The organism is Sulfitobacter sp. LC.270.F.C4, assembly GCF_032922545.1.
Taxonomy (GTDB): Bacteria; Pseudomonadota; Alphaproteobacteria; order Rhodobacterales; family Rhodobacteraceae; genus Sulfitobacter; species Sulfitobacter profundi.
Genome location: NZ_CP136692.1, coordinates 1,005,987 through 1,026,925, shown reverse-complemented (window position 1 = coordinate 1,026,925; position 20,939 = coordinate 1,005,987). Strand labels below are relative to the sequence as shown.

General features: G+C 60.3%; 23 protein-coding genes. 13 read left to right on the top strand and 10 right to left on the bottom strand.

The window, feature by feature from the left end:
• The first annotated feature begins 59 nt into the window (after nucleotides 1-59).
• Together purE and R1T45_RS08910 are read left to right on the top strand one after the other, a co-directional pair.
• Nucleotides 60-545, top strand: a complete 486-nt coding sequence (gene purE, locus R1T45_RS08915) for a 5-(carboxyamino)imidazole ribonucleotide mutase (protein ID WP_317390631.1) — start codon at nucleotides 60-62, stop codon at nucleotides 543-545.
• Nucleotides 538-1,608, top strand: coding sequence for a 5-(carboxyamino)imidazole ribonucleotide synthase (locus R1T45_RS08910; protein ID WP_317390630.1), 1,071 nt, complete (start codon nucleotides 538-540; stop codon nucleotides 1,606-1,608). The genes purE and R1T45_RS08910 overlap by 8 nt, the downstream gene beginning before the upstream one ends.
• A 2-nt stretch (nucleotides 1,609-1,610) precedes the next feature.
• On the opposite strand, the gene R1T45_RS08905 is transcribed toward R1T45_RS08910, so the two are convergent.
• Together R1T45_RS08905 and R1T45_RS08900 are read right to left on the bottom strand one after the other, a co-directional pair.
• On the bottom strand, nucleotides 1,611-2,753 hold the full coding sequence (locus R1T45_RS08905) for an alpha-D-ribose 1-methylphosphonate 5-triphosphate diphosphatase (protein WP_120351715.1): 1,143 nt from the start codon (nucleotides 2,751-2,753) through the stop codon (nucleotides 1,611-1,613).
• Nucleotides 2,740-3,540 carry an alpha/beta fold hydrolase gene (locus R1T45_RS08900; protein ID WP_317390629.1) on the bottom strand — a complete coding sequence of 267 codons (801 nt, stop codon included), beginning with the start codon at nucleotides 3,538-3,540 and terminating at the stop codon, nucleotides 2,740-2,742. Before R1T45_RS08900 ends, R1T45_RS08905 begins: the two co-directional genes overlap by 14 nt.
• Before the next feature lie 63 nt (nucleotides 3,541-3,603).
• On the opposite strand from R1T45_RS08900, the gene R1T45_RS08895 reads away from it, so the two are divergent.
• Complete coding sequence (locus tag R1T45_RS08895) at nucleotides 3,604-4,068, top strand: NUDIX domain-containing protein (protein WP_132444428.1); 465 nt, start codon at nucleotides 3,604-3,606, stop codon at nucleotides 4,066-4,068.
• On the opposite strand, the gene R1T45_RS08890 is transcribed toward R1T45_RS08895, so the two are convergent.
• Nucleotides 4,034-4,882, bottom strand: coding sequence for a DMT family transporter (locus R1T45_RS08890; RefSeq protein WP_132444290.1), 849 nt, complete (start codon nucleotides 4,880-4,882; stop codon nucleotides 4,034-4,036). The genes R1T45_RS08895 and R1T45_RS08890 overlap by 35 nt on opposite strands.
• Before the next feature lie 181 nt (nucleotides 4,883-5,063).
• Nucleotides 5,064-5,690, bottom strand: a complete 627-nt coding sequence (locus R1T45_RS08885) for a sensor histidine kinase (RefSeq protein WP_317390628.1) — start codon at nucleotides 5,688-5,690, stop codon at nucleotides 5,064-5,066.
• On the opposite strand from R1T45_RS08885, the gene R1T45_RS08880 reads away from it, so the two are divergent.
• A complete protein-coding gene (locus tag R1T45_RS08880) occupies nucleotides 5,689-6,732 on the top strand; it encodes an IS5 family transposase (protein ID WP_317389285.1) in 1,044 nt (347 codons plus the stop codon). The two genes, R1T45_RS08885 and R1T45_RS08880, sit on opposite strands and share 2 nt — an antisense overlap.
• Nucleotides 6,733-7,185: 453 nt before the next feature.
• Here the strand turns inward: R1T45_RS08880 and R1T45_RS08875 are convergent, their stop codons facing one another.
• The gene (locus R1T45_RS08875) at nucleotides 7,186-8,526 is read right to left on the bottom strand and encodes an extracellular solute-binding protein (RefSeq protein ID WP_317390627.1); all 1,341 of its coding nucleotides are present in this window, start codon (nucleotides 8,524-8,526) and stop codon (nucleotides 7,186-7,188) included.
• A gap of 176 nt (nucleotides 8,527-8,702) precedes the next feature.
• On the opposite strand from R1T45_RS08875, the gene R1T45_RS08870 reads away from it, so the two are divergent.
• Both R1T45_RS08870 and R1T45_RS08865 read left to right on the top strand, forming a co-directional pair.
• Nucleotides 8,703-10,733, top strand: coding sequence for a HAMP domain-containing sensor histidine kinase (locus R1T45_RS08870; RefSeq protein WP_317390626.1), 2,031 nt, complete (start codon nucleotides 8,703-8,705; stop codon nucleotides 10,731-10,733).
• Nucleotides 10,734-10,756: 23 nt separating this feature from the next.
• A complete protein-coding gene (locus R1T45_RS08865; protein WP_067629591.1) occupies nucleotides 10,757-11,185 on the top strand; it encodes a response regulator in 429 nt (142 codons plus the stop codon).
• 112 nt (nucleotides 11,186-11,297) lie between these two features.
• On the opposite strand, the gene groL is transcribed toward R1T45_RS08865, so the two are convergent.
• The 3 genes from groL to R1T45_RS08850 all read right to left on the bottom strand — a co-directional run bounded on the left by groL (nucleotide 11,298) and on the right by R1T45_RS08850 (nucleotide 14,140).
• On the bottom strand, nucleotides 11,298-12,941 hold the full coding sequence (groL, locus tag R1T45_RS08860) for a chaperonin GroEL (RefSeq protein WP_120351720.1): 1,644 nt from the start codon (nucleotides 12,939-12,941) through the stop codon (nucleotides 11,298-11,300).
• 64 nt (nucleotides 12,942-13,005) lie between these two features.
• Nucleotides 13,006-13,293 carry a co-chaperone GroES gene (gene groES / locus R1T45_RS08855; protein ID WP_067267338.1) on the bottom strand — a complete coding sequence of 96 codons (288 nt, stop codon included), beginning with the start codon at nucleotides 13,291-13,293 and terminating at the stop codon, nucleotides 13,006-13,008.
• 166 nt (nucleotides 13,294-13,459) lie between these two features.
• Nucleotides 13,460-14,140, bottom strand: a complete 681-nt coding sequence (locus R1T45_RS08850; RefSeq protein ID WP_317390625.1) for a DUF2161 domain-containing phosphodiesterase — start codon at nucleotides 14,138-14,140, stop codon at nucleotides 13,460-13,462.
• Nucleotides 14,141-14,204: 64 nt separating this feature from the next.
• Between R1T45_RS08850 and R1T45_RS08845 the strand changes: the two genes are divergently transcribed.
• The 7 genes from R1T45_RS08845 to R1T45_RS08815 all read left to right on the top strand — a co-directional run bounded on the left by R1T45_RS08845 (nucleotide 14,205) and on the right by R1T45_RS08815 (nucleotide 19,530).
• Entirely contained in the window at nucleotides 14,205-14,558 is a 354-nt protein-coding gene (locus R1T45_RS08845) for an MmcQ/YjbR family DNA-binding protein (RefSeq protein WP_317390624.1), read from the top strand.
• Nucleotides 14,559-14,657: 99 nt separating this feature from the next.
• On the top strand, nucleotides 14,658-15,578 hold the full coding sequence (locus R1T45_RS08840) for a manganese-dependent inorganic pyrophosphatase (protein WP_317390623.1): 921 nt from the start codon (nucleotides 14,658-14,660) through the stop codon (nucleotides 15,576-15,578).
• Nucleotides 15,579-15,628: 50 nt separating this feature from the next.
• Nucleotides 15,629-16,501: a TIGR01459 family HAD-type hydrolase gene (locus R1T45_RS08835; protein WP_317390622.1), complete on the top strand. Its 873-nt coding sequence runs from the start codon at nucleotides 15,629-15,631 to the stop codon at nucleotides 16,499-16,501.
• Between the two features lie 90 nt (nucleotides 16,502-16,591).
• A complete protein-coding gene (locus tag R1T45_RS08830) occupies nucleotides 16,592-17,035 on the top strand; it encodes a MaoC family dehydratase (protein ID WP_317390621.1) in 444 nt (147 codons plus the stop codon).
• 61 nt (nucleotides 17,036-17,096) lie between these two features.
• Nucleotides 17,097-18,029, top strand: coding sequence for a bifunctional riboflavin kinase/FAD synthetase (locus R1T45_RS08825; RefSeq protein ID WP_132444282.1), 933 nt, complete (start codon nucleotides 17,097-17,099; stop codon nucleotides 18,027-18,029).
• Nucleotides 18,026-18,496: a YcgN family cysteine cluster protein gene (locus R1T45_RS08820; RefSeq protein WP_120351725.1), complete on the top strand. Its 471-nt coding sequence runs from the start codon at nucleotides 18,026-18,028 to the stop codon at nucleotides 18,494-18,496. Before R1T45_RS08825 ends, R1T45_RS08820 begins: the two co-directional genes overlap by 4 nt.
• Nucleotides 18,496-19,530, top strand: coding sequence for a threonine aldolase family protein (locus R1T45_RS08815; RefSeq protein ID WP_317390620.1), 1,035 nt, complete (start codon nucleotides 18,496-18,498; stop codon nucleotides 19,528-19,530). Before R1T45_RS08820 ends, R1T45_RS08815 begins: the two co-directional genes overlap by 1 nt.
• Nucleotides 19,531-19,534: 4 nt before the next feature.
• On the opposite strand, the gene R1T45_RS08810 is transcribed toward R1T45_RS08815, so the two are convergent.
• Together R1T45_RS08810 and R1T45_RS08805 are read right to left on the bottom strand one after the other, a co-directional pair.
• Entirely contained in the window at nucleotides 19,535-20,332 is a 798-nt protein-coding gene (locus R1T45_RS08810; protein ID WP_317390619.1) for an alpha/beta hydrolase, read from the bottom strand.
• A complete protein-coding gene (locus R1T45_RS08805) occupies nucleotides 20,329-20,925 on the bottom strand; it encodes a 2-hydroxychromene-2-carboxylate isomerase (RefSeq protein WP_120351728.1) in 597 nt (198 codons plus the stop codon). The genes R1T45_RS08810 and R1T45_RS08805 overlap by 4 nt, the downstream gene beginning before the upstream one ends.
• Nucleotides 20,926-20,939: the final 14 nt, after the last annotated feature.

The window sequence follows — 20,939 nt, the reverse complement described above, 5'->3', positions numbered from 1 at the left end:
CACATGGGCCGGGATGGGTATAGTGCGCGCTCTGATCCACCAAGAGAAGGCCCTGCGCAATGACCACGCCCCCGGTTGGCATCATCATGGGGTCCCAGTCCGACTGGGCCACCATGCGCGAAGCAGCAACCCTGCTGGAAGAGCTTAACATCCCCTTTGAGGCGCGCATCGTATCTGCGCATCGCACGCCCGACCGGCTGTGGGACTATGGCAAAACGGCCGTCGACCGTGGCCTGCAAGTGATTATCGCAGGCGCTGGCGGTGCGGCGCATTTGCCGGGCATGATGGCCTCCAAAACCCGCGTGCCGGTGATTGGCGTGCCGGTACAAACCAAAGCGCTGTCGGGTGTGGATTCGCTTTATTCCATCCTGCAGATGCCACGCGGCTTTCCGGTCGCGACCATGGCCATCGGTGCCGCGGGCGCGGCCAATGCGGCCTTGATGGCGGCGGGCATCCTTGCCTTGCAAGATGCGGAACTGGCCAAGCGGTTGGACGATTGGCGCGACGCGTTTAGCGCCTCAATCCCCGAGGTGCCGCATGACTGAGCCACTGCAAACCGGCGCCACCATCGGCATTCTGGGCGGCGGTCAACTGGGGCGCATGCTCTCGGTCGCCGCCGCGCGGCTTGGCTTTCGCACCCATATCTTTGAGCCGGGCGCCAACCCGCCTGCCGCCGATGTGGCCCATGCGGTGACCACCGCAGGCTATGACGACCACAGCGCGCTAGAGGCTTTCGCCCGCGCCTGTGACATCGTCACTTTCGAGTTTGAGAACATCCCAACCGAGGCGCTCGACGTGGTTGAGGCGATCACCCCGCTCCGTCCGGGCCGCGAAGCCCTGCGCATTTCCCAAGACCGGCTGACCGAGAAGACCTTCCTCGGTGACCTTGGTTTGCGGGTGGCGCCTTTTGCCGATGTCACCGACGCCGCGACTTTGAAGGCCGCCGTGGCGCAGATCGGCACGCCCGCAATCCTCAAGACCCGACGTTTCGGCTATGACGGCAAGGGCCAAGCGCGGCTGAAAGACGATACCGACCTCGACACCGCTTGGGCCGAGATGAACGGCGCGCCTTCGGTGCTCGAAGGGTTCGTGAATTTTAGCGCCGAGATTTCCGTCATCGCCGCGCGCAGCGCCACGGGCGAAGTCGCCTGTTTCGATCCCGGTGAGAACGTCCACCGCGATGGCATCCTGCACACCACCACCGTCCCGGCAAAGATCAGCAACGCGCAGCTCACCGATGCGGTTTTGCTGGCCGGTCGGGTGCTTAACGCGCTTGAGTATGTCGGCGTCATGGGGGTTGAGCTTTTCGTCACCCCGCAGGGGCTGATCGTGAACGAAATCGCCCCACGGGTGCATAACTCGGGCCATTGGACCCAGAATGGCTGCGCGATCGACCAGTTCGAGCAGCACATCCGCGCCGTCGCGGGCTGGCCCTTGGGCGATGGTCAGCGCTATGCGGATGTGGTGATGACCAACCTCATCGGTGACGATATGGACCGCGTGCCAGAGCTTGCCCGCGCGCGCGACACAGCGCTGCATCTCTACGGCAAGGCCGAGGTGAAACCGGGCCGCAAGATGGGCCATGTGAACCAGATCATTCGCGCCTGAGGTCAGGCGACGAAACGCTCCGCAACCGCGCCGGACATGAAGCTTACCCGCCCCGCCACGAAAGTGGCGGCGACGCGGCCTGTGGCCTTGTCCAACACAACGATATCGGCGCGCTTGCCCGGCGCCAGCGTGCCACGATCGGTAAGCCCTAGCACCTGCGCCGGCCCGGATGAGACCAGCGCCCATGCCCCCGCAAGGTCGAGCAGCCCGCTTTGCGCCAGCATGAGGGCGGCACGGCGCGGCGAAGGGTAATGGTAGTCTGACGCCAAGGCGTGACACAGCCCCATGCTGATCAGGTCCAGCGCCGACAGATTGCCGTTATGCGACCCGCCGCGCACCACATTGGGCGCGCCCATGATCACCGCATCGCCCGCCCCATGCGCGGCCTCGGCGGCCTCCTGCGTTTCGGGGAATTCTGCCAGTGTCACACCCCGCGCCCGCCACAGACCGCGCCCCTCGGCGGTCTGATCATCATGGCTGCCCATCTTGACCCCGCGCTGCGCCAGTTCTGCGCACAGTCGATCCAAGGCCGCTGGCACCTCATCGCGCCGAGCGTGCATCTCCTGCATCTGCGCCAGATGGCTCTCGGGGCTACGCCCGGCCTTCAGCGCCTGCCCCACCAGCCGTTTCGGCATCCTACCCGCCGCCAAGCGGTCATGCGGCAAGTGATCGTTGAACACCACATAGCCCACGCCCCACTCCGCCATACGCCGCGGCAGACTGTCGTAGAGGTCGAGAATATGGGTCTCAAAGCGCAACTGCGGGCGGATATCAGTGACCAATTCCGGCGCCGTGTCGCGGATGCCGCTAAAGACCTGATCGGCAAATCCCAGCCCCCGCAGGCCGCCTTCCCAGCTGACGAACTGGGCCAAAACAGCCGTGGTCATGCCGTTGGCCGCCAGTTCCGCCTCTGCGGCGACCAGCCCTTCGGAAAGCTGCTTCATCGCCCCGCGGCGCGGTGCCAAATGCCGCTCGAACGCATCGCCATGCAGATCGACAATCCCCGGCAGCACTTGGAAGCCGGTTAAATCAACGCTCCGCCCCACCGGGCGGTCATTAATCACCCCCTCGGCAAAAGACAGCGGCGCGCGGCTAAGCCCTTCGGGATGCAGGACCTCTGCGTTCATCAGGTCAAGGTTTGGCATCGTCCCCTCCCAACCCCGGCAGGCACCCGCCTTCGGGGCAGCCAATCGCGTTCAATACGCCATCGATAAAGGTCATCGACCGGTCAAAACTGCCGGTTCTCAAAAACGCCATGGTCTGGGCGATAACGCGCGGGTTGTTCATCATGAAAGTGTGGGTCACGGGCAAAACGATATGCTCTTTCATCCCCGCCACACGGGTCGACGCGACCGAGACCTTCCCGTCATCCGGACCCGGCAAAAGGCTTGAGAAATACGGGTTTAGAGACTGTGACCCCGCGATCACGCCCAACTCAAACGGCACAGGCGGCAATTGGTTCGGGAGCGCCCCATCCCCGGTGCCGATCTCGGCCCCGGCCGGGCCGTTCAACCACTCAAAGGCGGGGTTCTCGACCAACTCGTCGACCACTTCGCTGCCGTGATTGGGCGGCCCCAGCATCACCACGCGGCCGACACGGTCGGCGCCAGCCTCTGCCACCCATTTGCGCACCAGAATACCACCCATAGAATGGGTCACGAAATCAATCTGCGCGGTGCCACAAGCGGCAACAGCCTGTGGCAAGGTCTGCTTGGTCAACTCTGCGATATTGGCTTCGGTCGAGGGATAGCCGGGGCGCACCACGCGGTATCCTTCGGCGGCCAAGGCGGCTTCCATAACAGCGAAAGACATCTCGGTTCGTGCCAGCCCATGCAGCAATACAACACAGCGGCCCGCAGCCGTTTCAGCCGCCGCAGGCAAAGGGATTGTCAGCCAAATCGCGGCGATCAGCAAGGTGAGAGGTTTCATCATGCCCTCCAGATAGACTGATTGGCGGGACTGTGAAATGGTCTTGGCGCGTTACCTGACGAAAGTATGCCGATGCCCCGCCCCTGCCCCCGATTGGCCGCCCGCGCAGTCTTGCTGCACGAGGACCGCCTCCTGCTGGTCAATGCCTATGCCGACAATCGGCTGGGTTTGATGTGCGCCCCCGGCGGTGGGGTAGAGGCCGGCGCCTCCGTGCCCGACAACCTGCGCCGCGAAGTGTTCGAAGAGACGGGCCTGACAATCTCGGTCGGCGCGCCCTGTCTGGTCAACGAATTCCACGACCCCAGCGGCGATTTTCATCAGGTGGATATCTATTTCAGGTGCCATATCCTCGGCCCCGCCCAGATCGCGTCAGACTGGAAGGATCACGAAGCCATCGTCACCCGACATCAATGGGTCACCAAATCCGAATTGGCGCAGATTCCACACAAGCCCGACAGCCTCGGCGCAGTCGCCTTTGGTCCGGCGGAGGCGGCGATCACCTACGATCCGTTGGAGCCGATCTTGCGCTGATCGCCCAAGCAATCCCGCCCAAAACCAACGCCGTCGCGATAAGCAGCGTGAGGTCCAGCGGTTCACCCAAAAGCAGCGCGCCAGCAAGGATGGCGATGATCGGCACGCTAAGCTGTGCCACCGCCGCCGTGCCACCGTCGATCCGGGCCAGCACCGCATACCACAATGCGTACCCAAGGCCCGAAGTTACCCCACCGCAAAGCGCGCCCAACAGCAGGCCCGTCATACTGAAATGCGACCCTGTCAAAGCAGGCAGGATAAGCATGAAAGGCAGGCAAAGCAGAAAATTCGCCGAAGTCGCTGCTAAGGGATCGCCCGATGTGCGACCAATGATCGTATAGGCGGCCCAGCCCATCCCCGCGGCGACCATCAACCCAGCGCCGATGATATCTGTCGAACCCTGCCCATCCGGCCAAAGAACAAGCACCAATCCGGCAAAGGCCGCGGCGGCGCCTGTGATTTGCCGCGCGGTGGGGGCCGCGCCGGTCATCGCGGCGTAGGTAAACATGGTAATCTGCACGACACCAAAAAGAATAAGCGCACCGAGCCCGGCATCCAACGTTAGATAAGCGAGGCTAAAACCAATCATATAGACAGCAAGGCTGACAGCGCCGCCGATCCTGTTGCGTCGCAAGAGCGGCAGTCGCCCGCCCCGTAGCGCCACCATGACCCCCAAAACCAAAGCACCTGCGGCGACGCGAACGAGCGCAAAGCCCGCAGGATCAATATGCCCACCATCTACTGCCATCCGTGTTAAAATGGAGTTTGCCGCAAAAGCGCACATGGTGAGAGCGGAGAGAAGGAAAAGCTGCATGACCATTCGCTTAGCCCCACTACCCAGCTGCGCCAAGCGCTGATTTTCCCCTACATAGCAATCTAACTGGGTCGTGATGACAAACCCCCTCGATTTGACCAGCGCGATCGGATGAGGCGATCCAATCAGCGCATCATTCCGACAGGTGAAACCAGATGCCTTTGCCAGGATCATTCGAGTTTCATGTTGCACTGCCTATATTGCCTCCCTCCAAACGCACCTCTACCAACGCACCGCGTTCGGCACCGGTCGAAATCAAACGGGCATGTCCGTCATAATTCCCGGCGATTTTTCGAACCAAAGCCAGCCCAAGCCCGGAGCCTTCCACCTCGTCCCGGGATCGCAACGTGGTCATCGGCTTGAAAACACGCTCGTGAAATCGCGGATGAATCCCCGGCCCATCGTCTGAAACGGTCAACATCAGGGCAGACCCTTCGCGCCATGCCGCCACCTTGACCCTTCCTGAAAACTTATCATGATGCTTGATCGCGTTTCCGATCAATGCCGAAAGGAGCGTGTGAAGGTCTGCTTCATCAATAAGAAATGAGCCGCAACCAAAGTCATGATCGATCCGGAAACCACTGGTCGGCCCAATTTCCTTTACCACAGCATCGAATTTCTCTTGGAGACTAACCTCTTGTATATTCGCCATCTTCCCTGCGCGGGAATACTGCAACAGATCGAACAGCATCCGATCCAAACGCTGCGTATGCCGCTTCATCAAAGTAATGGGCACCTCTAAAAATTGCGCTGACCTTGGCGCTGCTTTATGATTGAGGCGACGGATCGGCACAGGGGATGCAGCCATGGCGCAGATGGGTTTTTTCGATCTTTCCGACCGCTATGCGAGCTTGGATGTCAAGAGGGACCCGCTGGTCGCGATCGACGCCGTGGTGCCATGGGAGGAATTCCGGCCAACGCTTGAGGGGGTTTGGCGCAAACCGGATTCAGAGCGTAAATCGCGCGCGGGGCGCAAGCCGATCGACGCGATCGTGATGTTCAAGGCGCTGGTTCTGAGCGCGCTCTACAACCTGTCGGACGATCAGATTGAATATCAGGTGCGCGACCGGCTGTCGTTCATGAGGTTCCTGGGCCTCGGACTGGAGGACCGTGTGCCGGACGCCAAGACGGTCTGGCTCTACCGCGAGGCGCTGGCTCAGGCGGGCATGGTGGAGGCGCTGTTCAAGCAATTCGACGGCCATCTGGCGCGGCAGGGCTACATCGCGCGGGGCGGACAGATCCTGGATGCGTCCATCGTGCCGGTGCCGAAGAACCGCAACACCCGCGAGGAAAACAAGACCATCAAGAGCGGCGAGGTGCCCGAGGACTGGGAAAACAAGCCCGCGATGCGCTCACAGAAAGACTTGGACGCGCGCTGGACGAAAAAGCACGGCAAGAGCCATTACGGTTACAAGAACCATGTGAATGTGGACCGCAAGCACAAGCTGGTGCGGCGCTATGACGTCACTGACGCAGCCGTGCATGACTGTCAGGCGGTGGATCACCTGCTGATGCGGGGCAACACCGGCGCGGGCGTCTGGGCGGATTCTGCCTATAGGTCCGAGGAGATGGAGGCGAAGCTGCGAGCGCGCAAGCTGACCAGCCACATTCACCGCAAGGGCAAGCGGGGCAAGCCGCTGACCGAACAGGCCAAGGGCAGCAACCGAACCAAATCCACGGTGCGGGTCCGGGTCGAACATGTCTTCGGCGCGCAGACCAACGACATGGGCGGCACGCTGGTGCGCACGATCGGCATGGTGCGGGCCAAGGCGAAGATCGGAATGAAAAATCTTGCCTATAACATGCGCCGCCTCGTCCAGTTGCGCCGCATCAACCCGTGCCCGGCATGAAGACCGGGCAAACCAGCGACCAGATCAGGCCGCAAGGCCGTAAAAGCCAGGCGTGAAAGGCGCCGCGCCGTGACCGTCCCGGGGCGCCAGGCACCAACCGACTGCCTACCTCCCGCTTCTAGCCACACGCACTGCTGTGCGGCTACGAAAATGGTTAAAAATCGAGGTGCCCTAATGGAACTATGCACCGAAGGACTTACCTCAAGCCCAAACTCCTCGATATCCTCGGCAATCCATTCTGGCAGTTCCAATAGCGCGCGGATGGAACCGCGCAGATCATGGCTTACCAAATGGATAAACTCCTCTGCGTCCGGCGCCGTATTTGGCTGTTTCCCCAAAGGGATTTCAACGTCGAGTGACGAATATAGCTGGGGATGGGTCATATCACTAACGCCCTACGCTTGACCGTTGGACAGAGCCCCGCACCTGCCGGATCGAAGAGTAAAGCTGCCATTACGTGATATCCCTCAGCAAACGCCGCGCATTTGGCGGATACTTTCGACGAAGGCGCGCCCATCTTTGTATTTGCCTCTCCCGCCCCGCCCGGCTGGTGATAAGCTGCCACTGCTGCGCCACACGGCTCAGGGCTATTTTCGGCGCAACCTCGCCCTGCAGCGCCCGATCCAATCCTCTTCCTAAAGCCTGAAAATACTCAGATTGCCCTTTTAGGTAGAAATCTGGAATTGCCCCGTCAAGCGACGCGCGATGTACCTTAAGAAACGATTTTGAATAAGCATCTTCTACGCCCGGATCGCTGTAGTGTTCCTTTCGGTAAGGGTCGAAAAAGCCATCTGCCTGCCGAACGGCCAGTGTCGACATCTCAGGTGTGACGGCAAATAGGGCAAATAAATAGGCGAGTTCCTTCTGTGCCGATGTTGCGCTGACCACAAAGCTCCACCCCCAGTTGAAATAGGGTGTTGCAAGGAGTTCCCCCCCAACCTTCCCACCGGGCGTCGGGCCGTAAATCATCCGCCCTCTCATCAACGACCGGGGAGAATTTAGATATTTCTGCGTACCGCCCCAGCCAATATTGCAATAGACATCGCCTTTCGCGTATCGCGCCCAGTTTTCAAACAGCCCAAGGTTAGAGGTATCGGGGACGAGGCTGTCTGAAATCGCAATCAACTCCTCCAACGCCGCTACACCCGGGTCTTCAGCGATTTGCGGGGTCATATCGGGGGACAACGGCCAATACCCTTTGGCGTGAAATCGAATCCACCACTCCCACGCCAGATACCCCGGCGTGCGAAACGACAACCCGCCATATCGACCCGCTTCTGGCGCATGAAAAAAACGTATTTGCCGATCCAGCTCCACCCAAGTCTCTGGCATGGCGAGAGAATAACCAAAACGATCCGCATAGCGCGCCTGCTCATCCGGATCGTGAAGCATTTCGCGATGGTAAAACATCACATAGGCGTCGCCATCTGTTTGGAAACCATAGTTCTGACCGTCAAACCTATCCCCTTCCTGATAGAGCATAGGGTCGCGAAATCCCGTCGGCTCATAGCGTGCGGCGTAGTCATCCAAAGCGTGGATTGCCCCTGCGGCAACGAGGTCTGCCACCCCAAAGGTCGCAGGCAGGGCAACGTCATATTTCGCCTCCCCAAGTACACTATTTAGCATTAGCTCCGCGTTGATCTGATCGACATGCACCTCTTGAAGGTCGACTTTCACCCCGGTTCGCTCCGTAAACACCGCCGCGACCGGTTCAAGATTGGCACGTGACCCTTCCGGAAGCAGCACAGAGAGCGTTCTGGCATCTCCAACCAAACCACGGGCACGCGCGGCCACTTTTATATCAATCGTCTCCCCAAATACCGGACCGGCGATAAGCGTGCTAAGACCGGCACCCAGGCCGATAGAGAACCTTCGCCTTGTCAACCTGCGCCCGCCTAACACACTGCAATCCTCCAATCAGCGGGAGGAGGGTGACCCCCTCTCGCTTAGATGAACCCGGTTTTAGAGCCGTGGCGATTAACATTGCGTTAATTGGTCCCAGCTATTTAGTCAGCATGGTTACGATGCATCCCCCATGGTCGCTGCGGCAGTTTCTCGGCAGTCGTATCAGCACCCGCCTAAGGGCAGCGCTCCTTCTCGTGGCGGCCATTATTGGCGTTGCGGGATGGGCTGCTACGGGTCAGATGCGATCTGTGCTGGTCAGTCACGCTCATTTGAGCCAATCGGCCCTTCCTACATTGGCTATTTCCCAGCAAATTGAGCGGTCCTTGAACGGTGTATTCCTTTCGATTGAGCAGCTTAATCAATTAGATACCTCCGTGTCGCCAGATACGCTCGGGAAAGACATCACAACAAAAATCGACAAAACTTTTGAGCTTTTAGAAAATCTAAAGACAATGGAGATCGCGCTCCCGCTGGCAGCGCGGCTGGAGGGACGGCTGCATATGGCGCGGCGGGCATCTGATGCGACAGTTTTCAGCCTTCAGGAAATGCGGCGCGCCGAGGGCCAGATCCTCACAACGCTTGATATTGTCGAGCAAATCCAAGTACAGAATCATACTATTATTGATGAGTTAGCCTACCGACTTTCACGGCAAACCGAAGCCCTGCTGAGTGAAGTCTCAGGAAGCTTTGCATCCGGTGATGTTGCCCCAGAAAATCGCCCTTCAGGCTTTCCCGACATGTTGTTGAGCGCAATTAATCTCAATGACATTCGGCTAAGTCTCGACACGCTTATTAACATCATCAATTCACAAGGGCTACAGAACCAACTTCTTCAACTTGAGCGCGCGCGACTTCTTGTCGAAGAGCATTTCCAGGATGCCATCACCCGGTTACCGCGCATTCATGAAGCAGCCAGTAGACGGTCGCTGGCCCGCCAAATCGACGCGCTGCGCGACGTGCTGCTTGATCCCGAAAATGGCTTCTTCGCACATTCAACGGCACGTCTGCAGTTTCACGAGAGCGTTCAAACGCTACAAGCCGAACACCTGCCCATGATCGTGGGGATTTCGGACATATCCTCCGATCTTACTCAGAACACTTTGCGGCGGGTGGATCTCGCGACAGATGAGCTGCGCGACACCATCCATCGGGTCATATGGACTGTTGGCCTTACCGTTGGAAGCGCGCTTCTCGTGATTGCCCTTACCAACGGCTTTGTTGTTGAGCGGCAGTTTAACCGTCGCATCAATCGATTGACCAATTCCGTCACGGCTATCGCTCAGGGTGACCTTGATCACCCCGTCACCGTGCGAGGGCAGGACGAACTAGGAGAGATGGCACGTGCATTAGTTGTGTTCCGCACAACTGCGGAAGAGTTGCGGCGCTCGAACATCGAGCTCGAGAAATTCGCCTATGTGGCCGCCCACGACCTGCGATCTCCCCTCCGTGCGGTGCATGAACTAAGCCTTTGGGTCCTTGAGGATGAGGAAAATGCGCTGAGTGCGGAAAGCCGAAGCTATTTGCTTATGTCACAACAACGGATCGATCGGCTCAACCGCCTTCTTAGCGATCTTTTGGACTACGCCCGGGCGGGACAGGACCAACCCGCGCCAGAGCCGGTGCACCTTGCCCGATTGGTGGCAGACCTTGCCCGATATACCGACACCGAGGGTCGGTTCAAAATTAGCTTTGCCGGGACAAACCAAATCATCGACGTACAGCTTACGCCGTTGCAGCAGATTTTGGGCAACCTGATCTCAAATGCAATCAAACACCATGACCGGGATCATGGCACCATCCATGTTAATGCCGAGGTGCAGCAGGACCGTGTTGTTCTAAGCGTGCGCGATGACGGGCCTGGAATAGAACTTCGGCACCAAGAGAAGATATTTGAACTGTTTCAAACACTTAAATCTCGTGATGAGGTTGAAGGGAGCGGCTTGGGCCTCGCCATCGTAAGCAAGCTTGCGTCTCACCAGAAAGGGAAGATCACGCTGGTCTCCGACCCCAACAAAAAGCGCGGATCGACCTTTGTTGTGGAGCTTCCATTGGCAACGCAAACGCACCGCAATCTGGCCGTGGCGGCGGCGGCGTGACCCAAGCCGAAAAGGAATATTGGATGAAAACGACGCCCGCGAAATTTCTTATCGTAGACGATGACAAAGTCAGCGTGATGGCCATGCAACGGGCGATGCGCAAGTTGAAGATCGTCAACGAAACGGCGGTTTGTCACGACGGGCAACATGCGCTCGAATTTTTAGCGGAGGAGGTGAAGCGGCATGGGCGATTGCCGCCCTATATCGTCACACTTGACCTCAACATGCCGCGCATGGGCGGGCTTGAGTTCTTGGAAGTTGTCCGAGCCGATCCGGCGTTGGAGCGGATGGTGGTTTTTGTTTTCACCACCTCCGATATGCCCACGGACGTGCAATCCGCCTATAGCAAGAATGTCGCGGGCTATATCGTGAAGGAAAACCCGTCAGAGACCTTTGCCAATGCGCTCGGCATGCTCAATGCCTATTCGCGGATCGTAGAACTGCCAGCTTGATCACCGTGAGAACCAGATAAAGGGCCATCGAACCCGGATAGTCGCTGCCTTTAAACGGAAAGAGGCGCGCCATTGCTGGCACGCCTCCTGAACTTTAGCCAATAGGGCTGGCTTACATCATGCCGCCCATGCCGCCCATGTCGGGCATGCCGCCGCCGGCGGGTGCGCCGTCTTTAGCAGGCTTGTCGGCGACCATCGCTTCGGTCGTGATCAGCAGACCAGCGATCGAAGCCGCGTCTTGCAATGCTGTACGCACCACTTTCGCCGGGTCGATGACGCCGAACTTGAACATGTCGCCATATTCTTCGGTCTGCGCGTTGAAGCCGAACTTCAGGTCGTCGCTTTCGCGGATTTTGCCGGCAACAACCGAACCGTCCACACCAGCGTTCTCAGCAATCTGACGCAGCGGTGCTTCCAGTGCTTTGCGCACGATGGAAATACCAACGTTTTGATCGTTGTTGTCGCCGGTCAGACCTTCGAGCTTTTTGCCCGCCTGAACCAAAGCAACACCACCGCCAACAACGATACCTTCTTGAACAGCGGCACGTGTCGCGTTCAGGGCGTCGTCAACGCGGTCTTTGCGCTCTTTCACTTCGACTTCGGTCATGCCGCCGACGCGGATCACGGCAACACCGCCTGCCAGTTTGGCAACGCGCTCTTGCAGCTTCTCACGGTCGTAGTCGGAGGTGGTTTCTTCGATCTGGTTACGGATCTGAGCAACACGTGCTTCGATCTCGGCCTTCTCGCCTGCGCCATCAACGACAGTGGTCTCGTCTTTGGTGATCGCGACTTTCTTGGCAGAACCCAGCATGTCCATGGTCACGGACTCAAGCTTCATGCCGAGGTCTTCGGAGATCACCTGACCACCGGTCAGAACCGCGAGGTCTTGCAGCATCGCTTTGCGACGGTCACCGAAGCCCGGTGCCTTCACAGCAGCAATCTTCAGACCGCCGCGCAGTTTGTTCACGACGAGTGTCGCCAGGGCTTCGCCCTCAACGTCTTCGGCGATGATCAAAAGCGGCTTCTGCGACTGGATCACTTGCTCAAGCAGGGGAACCATCGGCTGAAGGCTCGACAGTTTCTTCTCGTGCAGCAGGATGATCGCGTCTTCCAGCTCGACAGTCATCTTGTCGGAATTGGTGACGAAATAGGGGCTCAGGTAGCCACGGTCGAACTGCATGCCTTCGACGACATCGGTCTCTGTTTCCAGACCTTTGTTCTCTTCGACGGTGATCACGCCTTCGTTGCCGACTTTCTGCATCGCGTCTGCGATCTGACGGCCGATCTCTTTTTCACCGTTGGCGGAGATTGTGCCAACCTGCGCGACTTCGTCGCTGTCGGATACGTCACGGGCAGCGGCTTTGATCGCTTCGACGACCTTGGCTGTTGCCAGATCGATACCGCGCTTCAGGTCCATCGGGTTCATGCCAGCGGCAACCGATTTCATGCCTTCTTTGACGATGGCCTGGGCCAGAACAGTCGCGGTGGTGGTGCCGTCGCCTGCTTCGTCGTTGGTCCGGGAAGCAACTTCCTTGACCATCTGTGCGCCCATGTTCTCGAACTTGTCTTCCAGTTCGATTTCCTTCGCCACGGATACACCGTCTTTGGTGATGCGCGGTGCGCCGAAGGATTTGTCCAGAACCACGTTCCGGCCTTTGGGGCCGAGTGTGACTTTCACCGCGTCGGCAAGGATGTTCACACCCTTGAGCATCCGGTTACGGGCATCGGTGTCAAATTTGACGTCCTTAGCAGCCATGTTGTCTTCTCCTAAAATCTTGGATTGATGTGAGCGTCTTCAGAGGGTCGGCAAGCCGGGTGGCTTACGCGATGATCCCCATGATGTCGCTTTCTTTCATCATCAGCATTTCTTCGCCGTCGACGGTGACCTCTGTGCCGGACCATTTGCCGAACAGGATTTTGTCGCCGGGTGCGACGGCCATTTCGATCAACTCGCCGTTGTCTTTGCGTGCGCCGGTGCCCACGGCAACAACTTCACCCTCGGAAGGCTTTTCTTTGGCGGAATCAGGAATGATCAACCCGCCGGCGGTTTTTTCTTCGCTTTCGGTACGCTTTACCAGCACACGGTCATGAAGCGGTTTCAATGCCATCTTTGCAGCTCCTTAAGGCTCAAAGTTACTCTTCCAAGCCACCCCCTCCGGGCGAGGGGTGCAGCCGTTAGCACTCAACCCTTGTGAGTGATAACGATGCATAGCTAAGCAGCAGTCTGCGTTCTGTCAACAACGGCTTCGAAAAATTTTGCAGGGCCGGGAACTGTTAGCCAGCACCCAAAACACGGCCCGCTGTGGCCACCGCTTCGGCCCCCGTTGGCGTTAGTCCGTATATGCCTTTGTCGACCTTTTCAAACCAACCGTAGTGGTCATCCCGCATCATGCGGGTTGCCGCCGAGACACCGGTTGCGCGGGCCACATGCGCGCCTTTGCTTGCGCCGGCTTCGAACAGATAGACCGCGATTTTCAACGCATCCTGACGGTAGGCGGTCACCAGCCCCGCGCGGGTCTGGCCGCCGTCGTTCGGATCCCCCTGCCGCCGGGCGAATTCGCGCAAAAGCACCGCCGCCCGTTTGGCATTCTTGCGCGGCGCATAGGGGCCGGGATCGCAATGCACCTCGACCAACCCATCCGACAGCCGCACGGTAATCAGCCCCAACCCCAGCCGCCGCGCCAGCGTGACGTTGTCCTTCACCGCCTTGGCAAAGCGTTTGCCCGGTTGCCGCGCAACGGCGAGGTAAACATCATCCGACACCTTCAGCCGCGCCAGACACTGATGGAACAGCGCCAGCGAAAAGCCGAGCTTCAGCTCAACCACCACCGGCGGCTCGGCCCCGCGCAGGGCCACCACATCTGCCGCGCCGACTTCGGCCTTCACCACATAGCCCTGATCCTCAAGGAAAGCCTTGATCGGCGGGTAAAGATCTGTTTCGCGCGGGTTGCTCATGGCGCGCAACTTGCCCCATCGCGCGGCGCTATGCAAAGGGGCCGCGCGGCCCTAGACTGACGCGATGACCCGCGACGAATTCAACGCCTTCTGCGCCGCCCTGCCTCAGACATCCCACGTCGTGCAATGGGGCAATGCTGACGTCTGGAAAGTCGGCGGCAAGGTCTTTGCGATCTGCGGCTGGGCCGAGGATGCGTCCGCCTTTACTTTCAAGGTGACTGAACTGGGGTTTGAGGTGCTCTCCGACAGCCCCGGCTTGCGGCCCGCGCCCTATCTGGCTTCGCGCGGGCTTAAGTGGATACAGCATTACGCCGCGCCGGGGCTGAGCGATGACAGCCTGCGCGACCACATCCGCGCCTCTTATGACATGATCGTCGCCGCGCTCTCCAAAAAGAAGCGCGCGGAACTGGGGCTTTAGCCGCTGGCGCGCAATGCCGCATTGCAGCAGGCGCAGGTGACAAGCCAATTGAACCTGTTATAAGGCCCGCAAATCCACCCGAACAGACAGGACCACCCCATGACAACGCTTGTTTTTGGCCATAAATCCCCCGACACCGACAGCACCGGCAGCCCGATCGTCTGGGCTTGGTATCTTAACGAGATTAAGGGCATCCCCGCCAAACCCGTTCTGCTGGGCGAGCCGAACACCGAAGCGCTGTTCATGCTCGACAAATGGAACCTCGATAAGCCGGAAATCCTGACCGCGCTTGAGGCCGACACCAAGGTTGTCATCGTCGACACCGACAACCCAGCCGAGCTGCCCGCCAACATCAACGAGGCCGACATCACCGGAATCATCGACCACCACCGTCTGGTGGCAGGGCTGGAAACACGCGGCCCGATTGAGATCAACATCCAGCCGCTTGCCTGCACGGCAACCATCATGTTCAAGATGATCGGCAAAGACTGGGCGCAAGCCCCGCGCGGCGTCAAAGCGGCTGCCTTGTCCTGCATCCTGTCTGACACGCTGGAATTCCGCAGCCCCACCACCACCCAAGAAGACCGCGCCATTGCCGAAGACATCGCGCGGGACCTGGGCGTCGACATCAGCGACTACGCTGCAGAGATGTTCGCCGCGAAATCCGACGTTTCGTCCTTCAGCGAGGCGGAACTGCTGCGCATGGACAGCAAGGAATTCGACCTCGATGGCACCAACCTGCGCGTGAGCGTGCTGGAAACCACCTCCCCCGCACCGCTGCTGGAGCGCAAGGACGCGCTGATGGCTGAGATGCCGAAAGTGGCCGAGGCCGACGGTGCCGCGCAGGTGCTCTTGTTCATCGTCGATATCCTGAAAGAAGAGGCGACGCTGCTGGTGCCCAACGACATGGTCAAACATATCGCCGAGCAGAGCTTTGGCGCTGAGGTCTCGGGCGACACGGTCGTGCTGCCCGGCGTGATGAGCCGCAAAAAGCAGATCATCCCCAACCTCAAGATGTAAGCCAATCGGGCGGGCCAAGTGCCCGCCCTCGCTTTTTGAAAGGCCGCCCCATGACCCGCATTATTTCTGCCCTGCCCGACGTATTCGATCAATATGACGCGCTGTTCGTCGACCTCTGGGGCTGCGTGCATGACGGGCGCAAAGCGCTGCCCGATGCGGTGGCGGCCTTGCAGGCCTATCGCAAGACCGGCGGCAAGGTCGTGCTGGTCACCAACTCCCCCCGTCCGCGCACGGGCGTGGAGAAACAGTTGCAGCAGTTTGGCGTGCCAGAAGACGCATGGGACAGCATCGCCACCTCCGGCGATTCCGCGCGCTCTGCCATGTTCCGCGGTGCTGTGGGCGAAAAGGTCTGGTTCATCGGCCACCCCGCTGAGCGCAAGTTTTTCGAGCCGCTTGCGATCCTCGAAAACCCGGTAAATGTAGAAACCGTCGGGCTGGCCGAAGCCGAAGGCATCGTCTGCACCGGCCCGGTCGACCCGATGGCCGACCCCGAGATCATGCGCCCCGAGTTCGAACAGGCCATCGCCCGCGGGCTGAAACTGCTCTGCGCCAACCCCGATATCGTCGTGGACCGGGGCGAAGTGCGCGAATGGTGCGCCGGGGCACTGGCCGCACTCTATACCGAGATGGGCGGCGAGAGCCTCTATTTCGGCAAGCCGCATGGCCCGATCTACGATCTCGCCCGCCGTCGCCTTGCCGCCCTTGAGGTCGACATCCCCGACAATCGCATCCTCGCCATCGGTGACGGCATCCTGACGGACGTCAAAGGCGCGATGGACGAAGGCATCGATTCGCTGTTCATCACCGGAGGACTGGCCGCCGCGGAAACCGCGACCACCGAGCAACCCGACGAAGACAAGCTCCGCGCCTATCTCGATCGCGAAGCCTCGGCCCCGACCTATGCAATCGGATTCCTGCGCTAACTCAGAAAAGGGCTTGATTTTCTGCAGCTGCAAAGTAATAAAGTTGCATCTTGATGCGCGAACGCGCCACTTTGTTACCAAGGAGCCGTCATGTTGGACAATATGCCACGCGGGACGATCTGCATCGAAGACATCGAAATCGGGATGACACGCCATCTGCGTAAGGTCGTGACCGATACGGATATCGAGATGTTTGCGCAGGTCTCTACCGACCATAACCCAGTGCATCTGGATGACGATTACGCCCGCGACACGATCTTTGAAGGGCGCATCGCCCATGGGATGCTGACCGCCGGGCTGGTCTCGGCGGTGATTGGTGAACAGCTTCCCGGTCACGGCACAATCTACCTCGGGCAATCGCTCAAGTTCCTTGGCCCCGTGCGCCCCGGCGACATGGTGCTGGCCGAAGTCACCGTGACCGACATGGACATCGCCAAACGTCGCGTAAAAATGGACTGCCGCTGTTCGGTCGATGGCAAACCGGTGCTCGCCGGTGAGGCCACGGTGCTTGCCCCCTCGACCAAGCTGGACTGAGGGGACGGTTTCGCGGCCTGAGCATCTTGCCCTTGCGCCGCCGCGCAGCTAGGCAAGGCACATGCGGATCATCCGAGATTATCAATTCGTCGACCTTGCAGATCGCGGTGCCACCGCTGCGATTGGCAATTTTGATGGCGTGCACCTTGGCCACCGGTCGGTGATCGAACTTGCACAGAGTGCCGCCCCCGATGCGCCCCTTGGCGTCGTCACCTTCGAGCCGCATCCCCGCGAATATTTCGCCCCCGATGCCCCGCCCTTCCGCCTGATGGGCCGCGAATCCCGCGCGCATCGGCTGGAAAAGATCGGCGTTAAGCGGCTCTATGAGCTGGCATTCAACAGCACACTGGCCAGCCTGAGCCCCGAGGCATTCGCCCGCGACGTGCTCCACGACGGGCTGGGGCTGGCGCATGTGGTTGTGGGCGCTGACTTCTGCTTTGGGAAGGGCCGCGCGGGCACGGCGGAAGATCTCGCCCGTTTCGGCGCGCAATATGGTTTCGGCGTCACCATCGCCCCGCTGATGGAGCGCGATGACCTCACCGTGTCCTCAACCGCGATCCGCGAAGCGCTGACCCGTGGTGAAACCCGCGAAGCGGCGGCGATGCTGGGTCACTGGCACCGCATCGACGGACCGGTGATCTCGGGCGAGCAGCGCGGGCGCGAGTTGGGCTTTCCTACCGCGAACATGTCGATTGACGGGCTGCACCCGCCTGCCTTTGGTGTCTATGCCGTGTTGGTGGATGTGCTCGCGGGGCCGCATAAGGGCAGCTATCACGGTGCGGCCAGCATTGGTGTGCGGCCCATGTTCGGTGAGAACAAAGCCAACCTGGAAACCTATCTCTTTGACTTCAAAGGTGATCTCTACGGCGCGCCGCTGTCTGTCGGGCTGGTCGAACACCTGCGCGGCGAAGAAAAGTTTGACAGCCTCGACGCGCTGATCACCCAGATGGGGGCCGACTGCGACCGCGCTCGAACCATTCTGGCGGCGCTATGAGCGATCCGATACCCCGCAAGGGCCTGACCCCGAAATTCTGGGAGAAGAAGCCGCTCAAAGAGATGTCGCAGACCGAATGGGAGGCGCTCTGCGATGGCTGCGGTAAATGCTGCCTGAACAAGCTAGAAGACGAAGATAGCGGCGAAGTGGCCCTGACCCGCGTCGCCTGCCGCCTGCTTGATGATAGCACCTGCCGCTGTGTGCATTACGAAAACCGGCATGAATTCGTGCCCGACTGCATCGTGCTGCGCCCCGACAACCTCGATACCCACGCCTATTGGATGCCCCAGACCTGCGCTTACCGCCTCCTGTGGGAGGGCAAGCCCCTGCCCGAATGGCACCCCCTGCTGACCGGCACTCCCGACAGCGTCCATGACGCCGGGGTCAGCGTGCAATTTGATACCGTGTCCGAATTTGATACCCCGTTCGAAGAATGGGAAGACCATATTATCGAGGAGCCCACCTGATGTTTTTCGCCTCTGACAACGCTGGCCCCGTCCACCCCAAGGTGATGGAGCGCGTGATCGCGGCCAATAGCGACTACGCGATGCCCTACGGCAAAGACCAGATCATGGATGAGGTGCGCGCGCAGATTCGCGAACAGTTTGAGGCACCTGAGGCGGAGGTCTACCTCGTCGCCACCGGCACCGCGGCCAATGCGCTGGCGCTGGCCTGCTACACCCAGCCGTGGCAGACGATCTTTTGCTCCAAGGTCGCGCATATCGAAGAGGATGAGTGCAACGCGCCGGAGTTCTACGCAGGTGCGGCCAAGCTGACACTGGTAGAGACCGACGACAAAATGTCCCCCGACGCCCTGCGCCGCGCCATCGTCGCGCGGGCGGCGGGCGATGTGCACACGCCGCAACGCGGCCCGGTGTCGATCACGCAGGTTACGGAACGCGGCGGGGTGCATAGCCTTGAAGAGTTGCAGGCGCTGACAGCGGTGGCCAAGGAATACGACCTGCCCGTACATATGGACGGCGCGCGTTTTGCCAATGCGGTGGTGGCTCTGGGCTGCACCCCGGCTGAGATGACGTGGAGATCGGGCGTTGATGTGGTCAGCTTCGGCGGCACCAAGAACGGCTGCATTGGGGTCGAGGCGGTGGTCTTTTTCGACCCCAAAAAAGCATGGGAATTCGAGCTGCGCCGCAAGCGCGGGGCGCATCTGTTTTCCAAACACCGCTTTCTGTCGGCGCAGATGGCGGGCTACCTTGCGGATGGGGCTTGGCTGGAAACGGCCAAGACGGCCAACGCAAATGCGGCGCATCTGGCCCAAGGGCTGCGCAAAGCGGGGGCGGAATTCCTACATGAGCCTGCGGCAAACATGATCTTTGCCCGCTTCCCCCGCGCCATTCACCGCAAGTTGCATGACGCAGGCGCGCGCTATTACCTTTGGGATGGCACGCTGGACGGCGATGGTAACGAGATGCTGGCCGCGCGGATGGTCTGCGACTGGTCGATCAGCCGTGACCAGATCGACCAGTTCCTAAGCCACTTCTAAGCAGTCACGCCAGCGGCACGTCGTTCAGGAAATCGCGTATCGCTTCGGCGACTTCGGCGGGGTGCGTGATCGGCACCATATGCCCTGCCCCGTCGACTGAAACCCGCCGCGCGTTCGGCAGACGGCGCATCAGCGACGCATTGATCGCATGCGCCGCTTTGGGCGACCCGCTCCCCTCCACCAGCAGTGCGGGCATTGACGCGCGGTCGAACCTGCCCGGCGCCAGCAACCCGGCGCTGTCCTCTCCGAGGAAGGGCGAAGAGGCGGGGATGAAACCGATCCGATCCACCATATAGGCGCGGGTCGGTTCGGGAATTTGGTCCCATTTCGTGCCATCGCCCCAGACCCGGTTGAACAGCCGTGCAGCGGTCTCCTTGTCGCCCTCGGCCAAGGCGGCCTCAAATGCCGCGTTCTGTTCATTGTATTCAGCCATCGCGTCAGGATCGTCCTGCTTGGCAGCGGCGAAATAGACTGGCTCAATCAGGGTAATGCTGCGCACCAATTCGGGGTGCTCGATCGCCAGCCGCAGCGCGACCGTCGCACCAAAGGAATGGCCAATCAGATCCATCGGCGCTTCGAGCAAGCTGAGCGCCATGTCGGTTGCTACGTCGTGGATATTGCCCTGCCCGTCCCAATCGCCGGACCGCCCGTGCATCGGCAGATCGAAGGCCCGCAGGGTCAGCTCGTCCGATAGGGCAGCCCCAACGCCCCGCCACGCACCGGAGTGCGCAAGCGAGCAATGGATCGCCAAGGCCGGGCGCGGGCCGTGACCGAAACGGCGCGCGTTGACCTCTGGGATCACAGCTTGCCCCCGAGGTGCAGATCAAGGTCTTCCAAACGGTCCTGTCCCCAGAACCGCTGATCCCCAACGATATAGAAGGGGGCGCCAAAGACACCTTGAGTGACGGCTTCCTCAAGGTTGGCGGCATAGGTCTCGGCCCCCTGCAGCAAGCCGCTGTTCGCCAGATCGGGGTCAAAACCGGCCTCTTCCAAACAGGCCCGGACCACATCGTCATGGCCGATGTCCTTTTCTTCGGCCCAGACGGCGCGGGTGATGGCATGGGTCAGCTTGCCCAGATCACCGCCCCCGGCATTCTGCGCGGCGATCACCGCATAGGCCGCAGGCGCGCCGTTGGTGGGCCAATGCGCGGGCTTGAGGTTGAAGGGCAGACCCAGCTTGCGCGCCTGACGCGGCAGGTCTTGCGCGCGGTACTCATTGCGGCTGGGGTGACGCTCTGCCGGGGGCATGCCGCCGGTGCGCGGGAAGGCCGCGATAATGTCGAAAGGCTTGTACACGATCTCAGCACCGTGCTTTTCGGCGATCTCCTCAAGCCGATTCCCGGCGAGGTAGCAATAGGGTGACAGGGTCGCGAAAAAATAGTCGATCCGGGCCATTTGGCTCTCCTTCG

Excerpts from the sequence above, each read along its gene's own strand:
- purE (WP_317390631.1), top strand. The coding sequence starts at position 60 with ATGACCACGCCCCCGGTTGGCATCATCATGGGGTCCCAGTCCGACTGG.
- R1T45_RS08910 (WP_317390630.1), top strand. The coding sequence starts at position 538 with ATGACTGAGCCACTGCAAACCGGCGCCACCATCGGCATTCTGGGCGGC.
- R1T45_RS08905 (WP_120351715.1), bottom strand. The coding sequence starts at position 2,753 with ATGCCAAACCTTGACCTGATGAACGCAGAGGTCCTGCATCCCGAAGGG.
- R1T45_RS08900 (WP_317390629.1), bottom strand. The coding sequence starts at position 3,540 with ATGATGAAACCTCTCACCTTGCTGATCGCCGCGATTTGGCTGACAATC.
- R1T45_RS08895 (WP_132444428.1), top strand. The coding sequence starts at position 3,604 with ATGCCGATGCCCCGCCCCTGCCCCCGATTGGCCGCCCGCGCAGTCTTG.
- R1T45_RS08890 (WP_132444290.1), bottom strand. The coding sequence starts at position 4,882 with ATGCAGCTTTTCCTTCTCTCCGCTCTCACCATGTGCGCTTTTGCGGCA.
- R1T45_RS08880 (WP_317389285.1), top strand. The coding sequence starts at position 5,689 with ATGGCGCAGATGGGTTTTTTCGATCTTTCCGACCGCTATGCGAGCTTG.
- R1T45_RS08885 (WP_317390628.1), bottom strand. The coding sequence starts at position 5,690 with ATGGCTGCATCCCCTGTGCCGATCCGTCGCCTCAATCATAAAGCAGCG.
- R1T45_RS08865 (WP_067629591.1), top strand. The coding sequence starts at position 10,757 with ATGAAAACGACGCCCGCGAAATTTCTTATCGTAGACGATGACAAAGTC.
- groL (WP_120351720.1), bottom strand. The coding sequence starts at position 12,941 with ATGGCTGCTAAGGACGTCAAATTTGACACCGATGCCCGTAACCGGATG.
- groES (WP_067267338.1), bottom strand. The coding sequence starts at position 13,293 with ATGGCATTGAAACCGCTTCATGACCGTGTGCTGGTAAAGCGTACCGAA.
- R1T45_RS08850 (WP_317390625.1), bottom strand. The coding sequence starts at position 14,140 with ATGAGCAACCCGCGCGAAACAGATCTTTACCCGCCGATCAAGGCTTTC.
- R1T45_RS08845 (WP_317390624.1), top strand. The coding sequence starts at position 14,205 with ATGACCCGCGACGAATTCAACGCCTTCTGCGCCGCCCTGCCTCAGACA.
- R1T45_RS08840 (WP_317390623.1), top strand. The coding sequence starts at position 14,658 with ATGACAACGCTTGTTTTTGGCCATAAATCCCCCGACACCGACAGCACC.
- R1T45_RS08835 (WP_317390622.1), top strand. The coding sequence starts at position 15,629 with ATGACCCGCATTATTTCTGCCCTGCCCGACGTATTCGATCAATATGAC.
- R1T45_RS08830 (WP_317390621.1), top strand. The coding sequence starts at position 16,592 with ATGTTGGACAATATGCCACGCGGGACGATCTGCATCGAAGACATCGAA.
- R1T45_RS08825 (WP_132444282.1), top strand. The coding sequence starts at position 17,097 with ATGCGGATCATCCGAGATTATCAATTCGTCGACCTTGCAGATCGCGGT.
- R1T45_RS08820 (WP_120351725.1), top strand. The coding sequence starts at position 18,026 with ATGAGCGATCCGATACCCCGCAAGGGCCTGACCCCGAAATTCTGGGAG.
- R1T45_RS08815 (WP_317390620.1), top strand. The coding sequence starts at position 18,496 with ATGTTTTTCGCCTCTGACAACGCTGGCCCCGTCCACCCCAAGGTGATG.
- R1T45_RS08805 (WP_120351728.1), bottom strand. The coding sequence starts at position 20,925 with ATGGCCCGGATCGACTATTTTTTCGCGACCCTGTCACCCTATTGCTAC.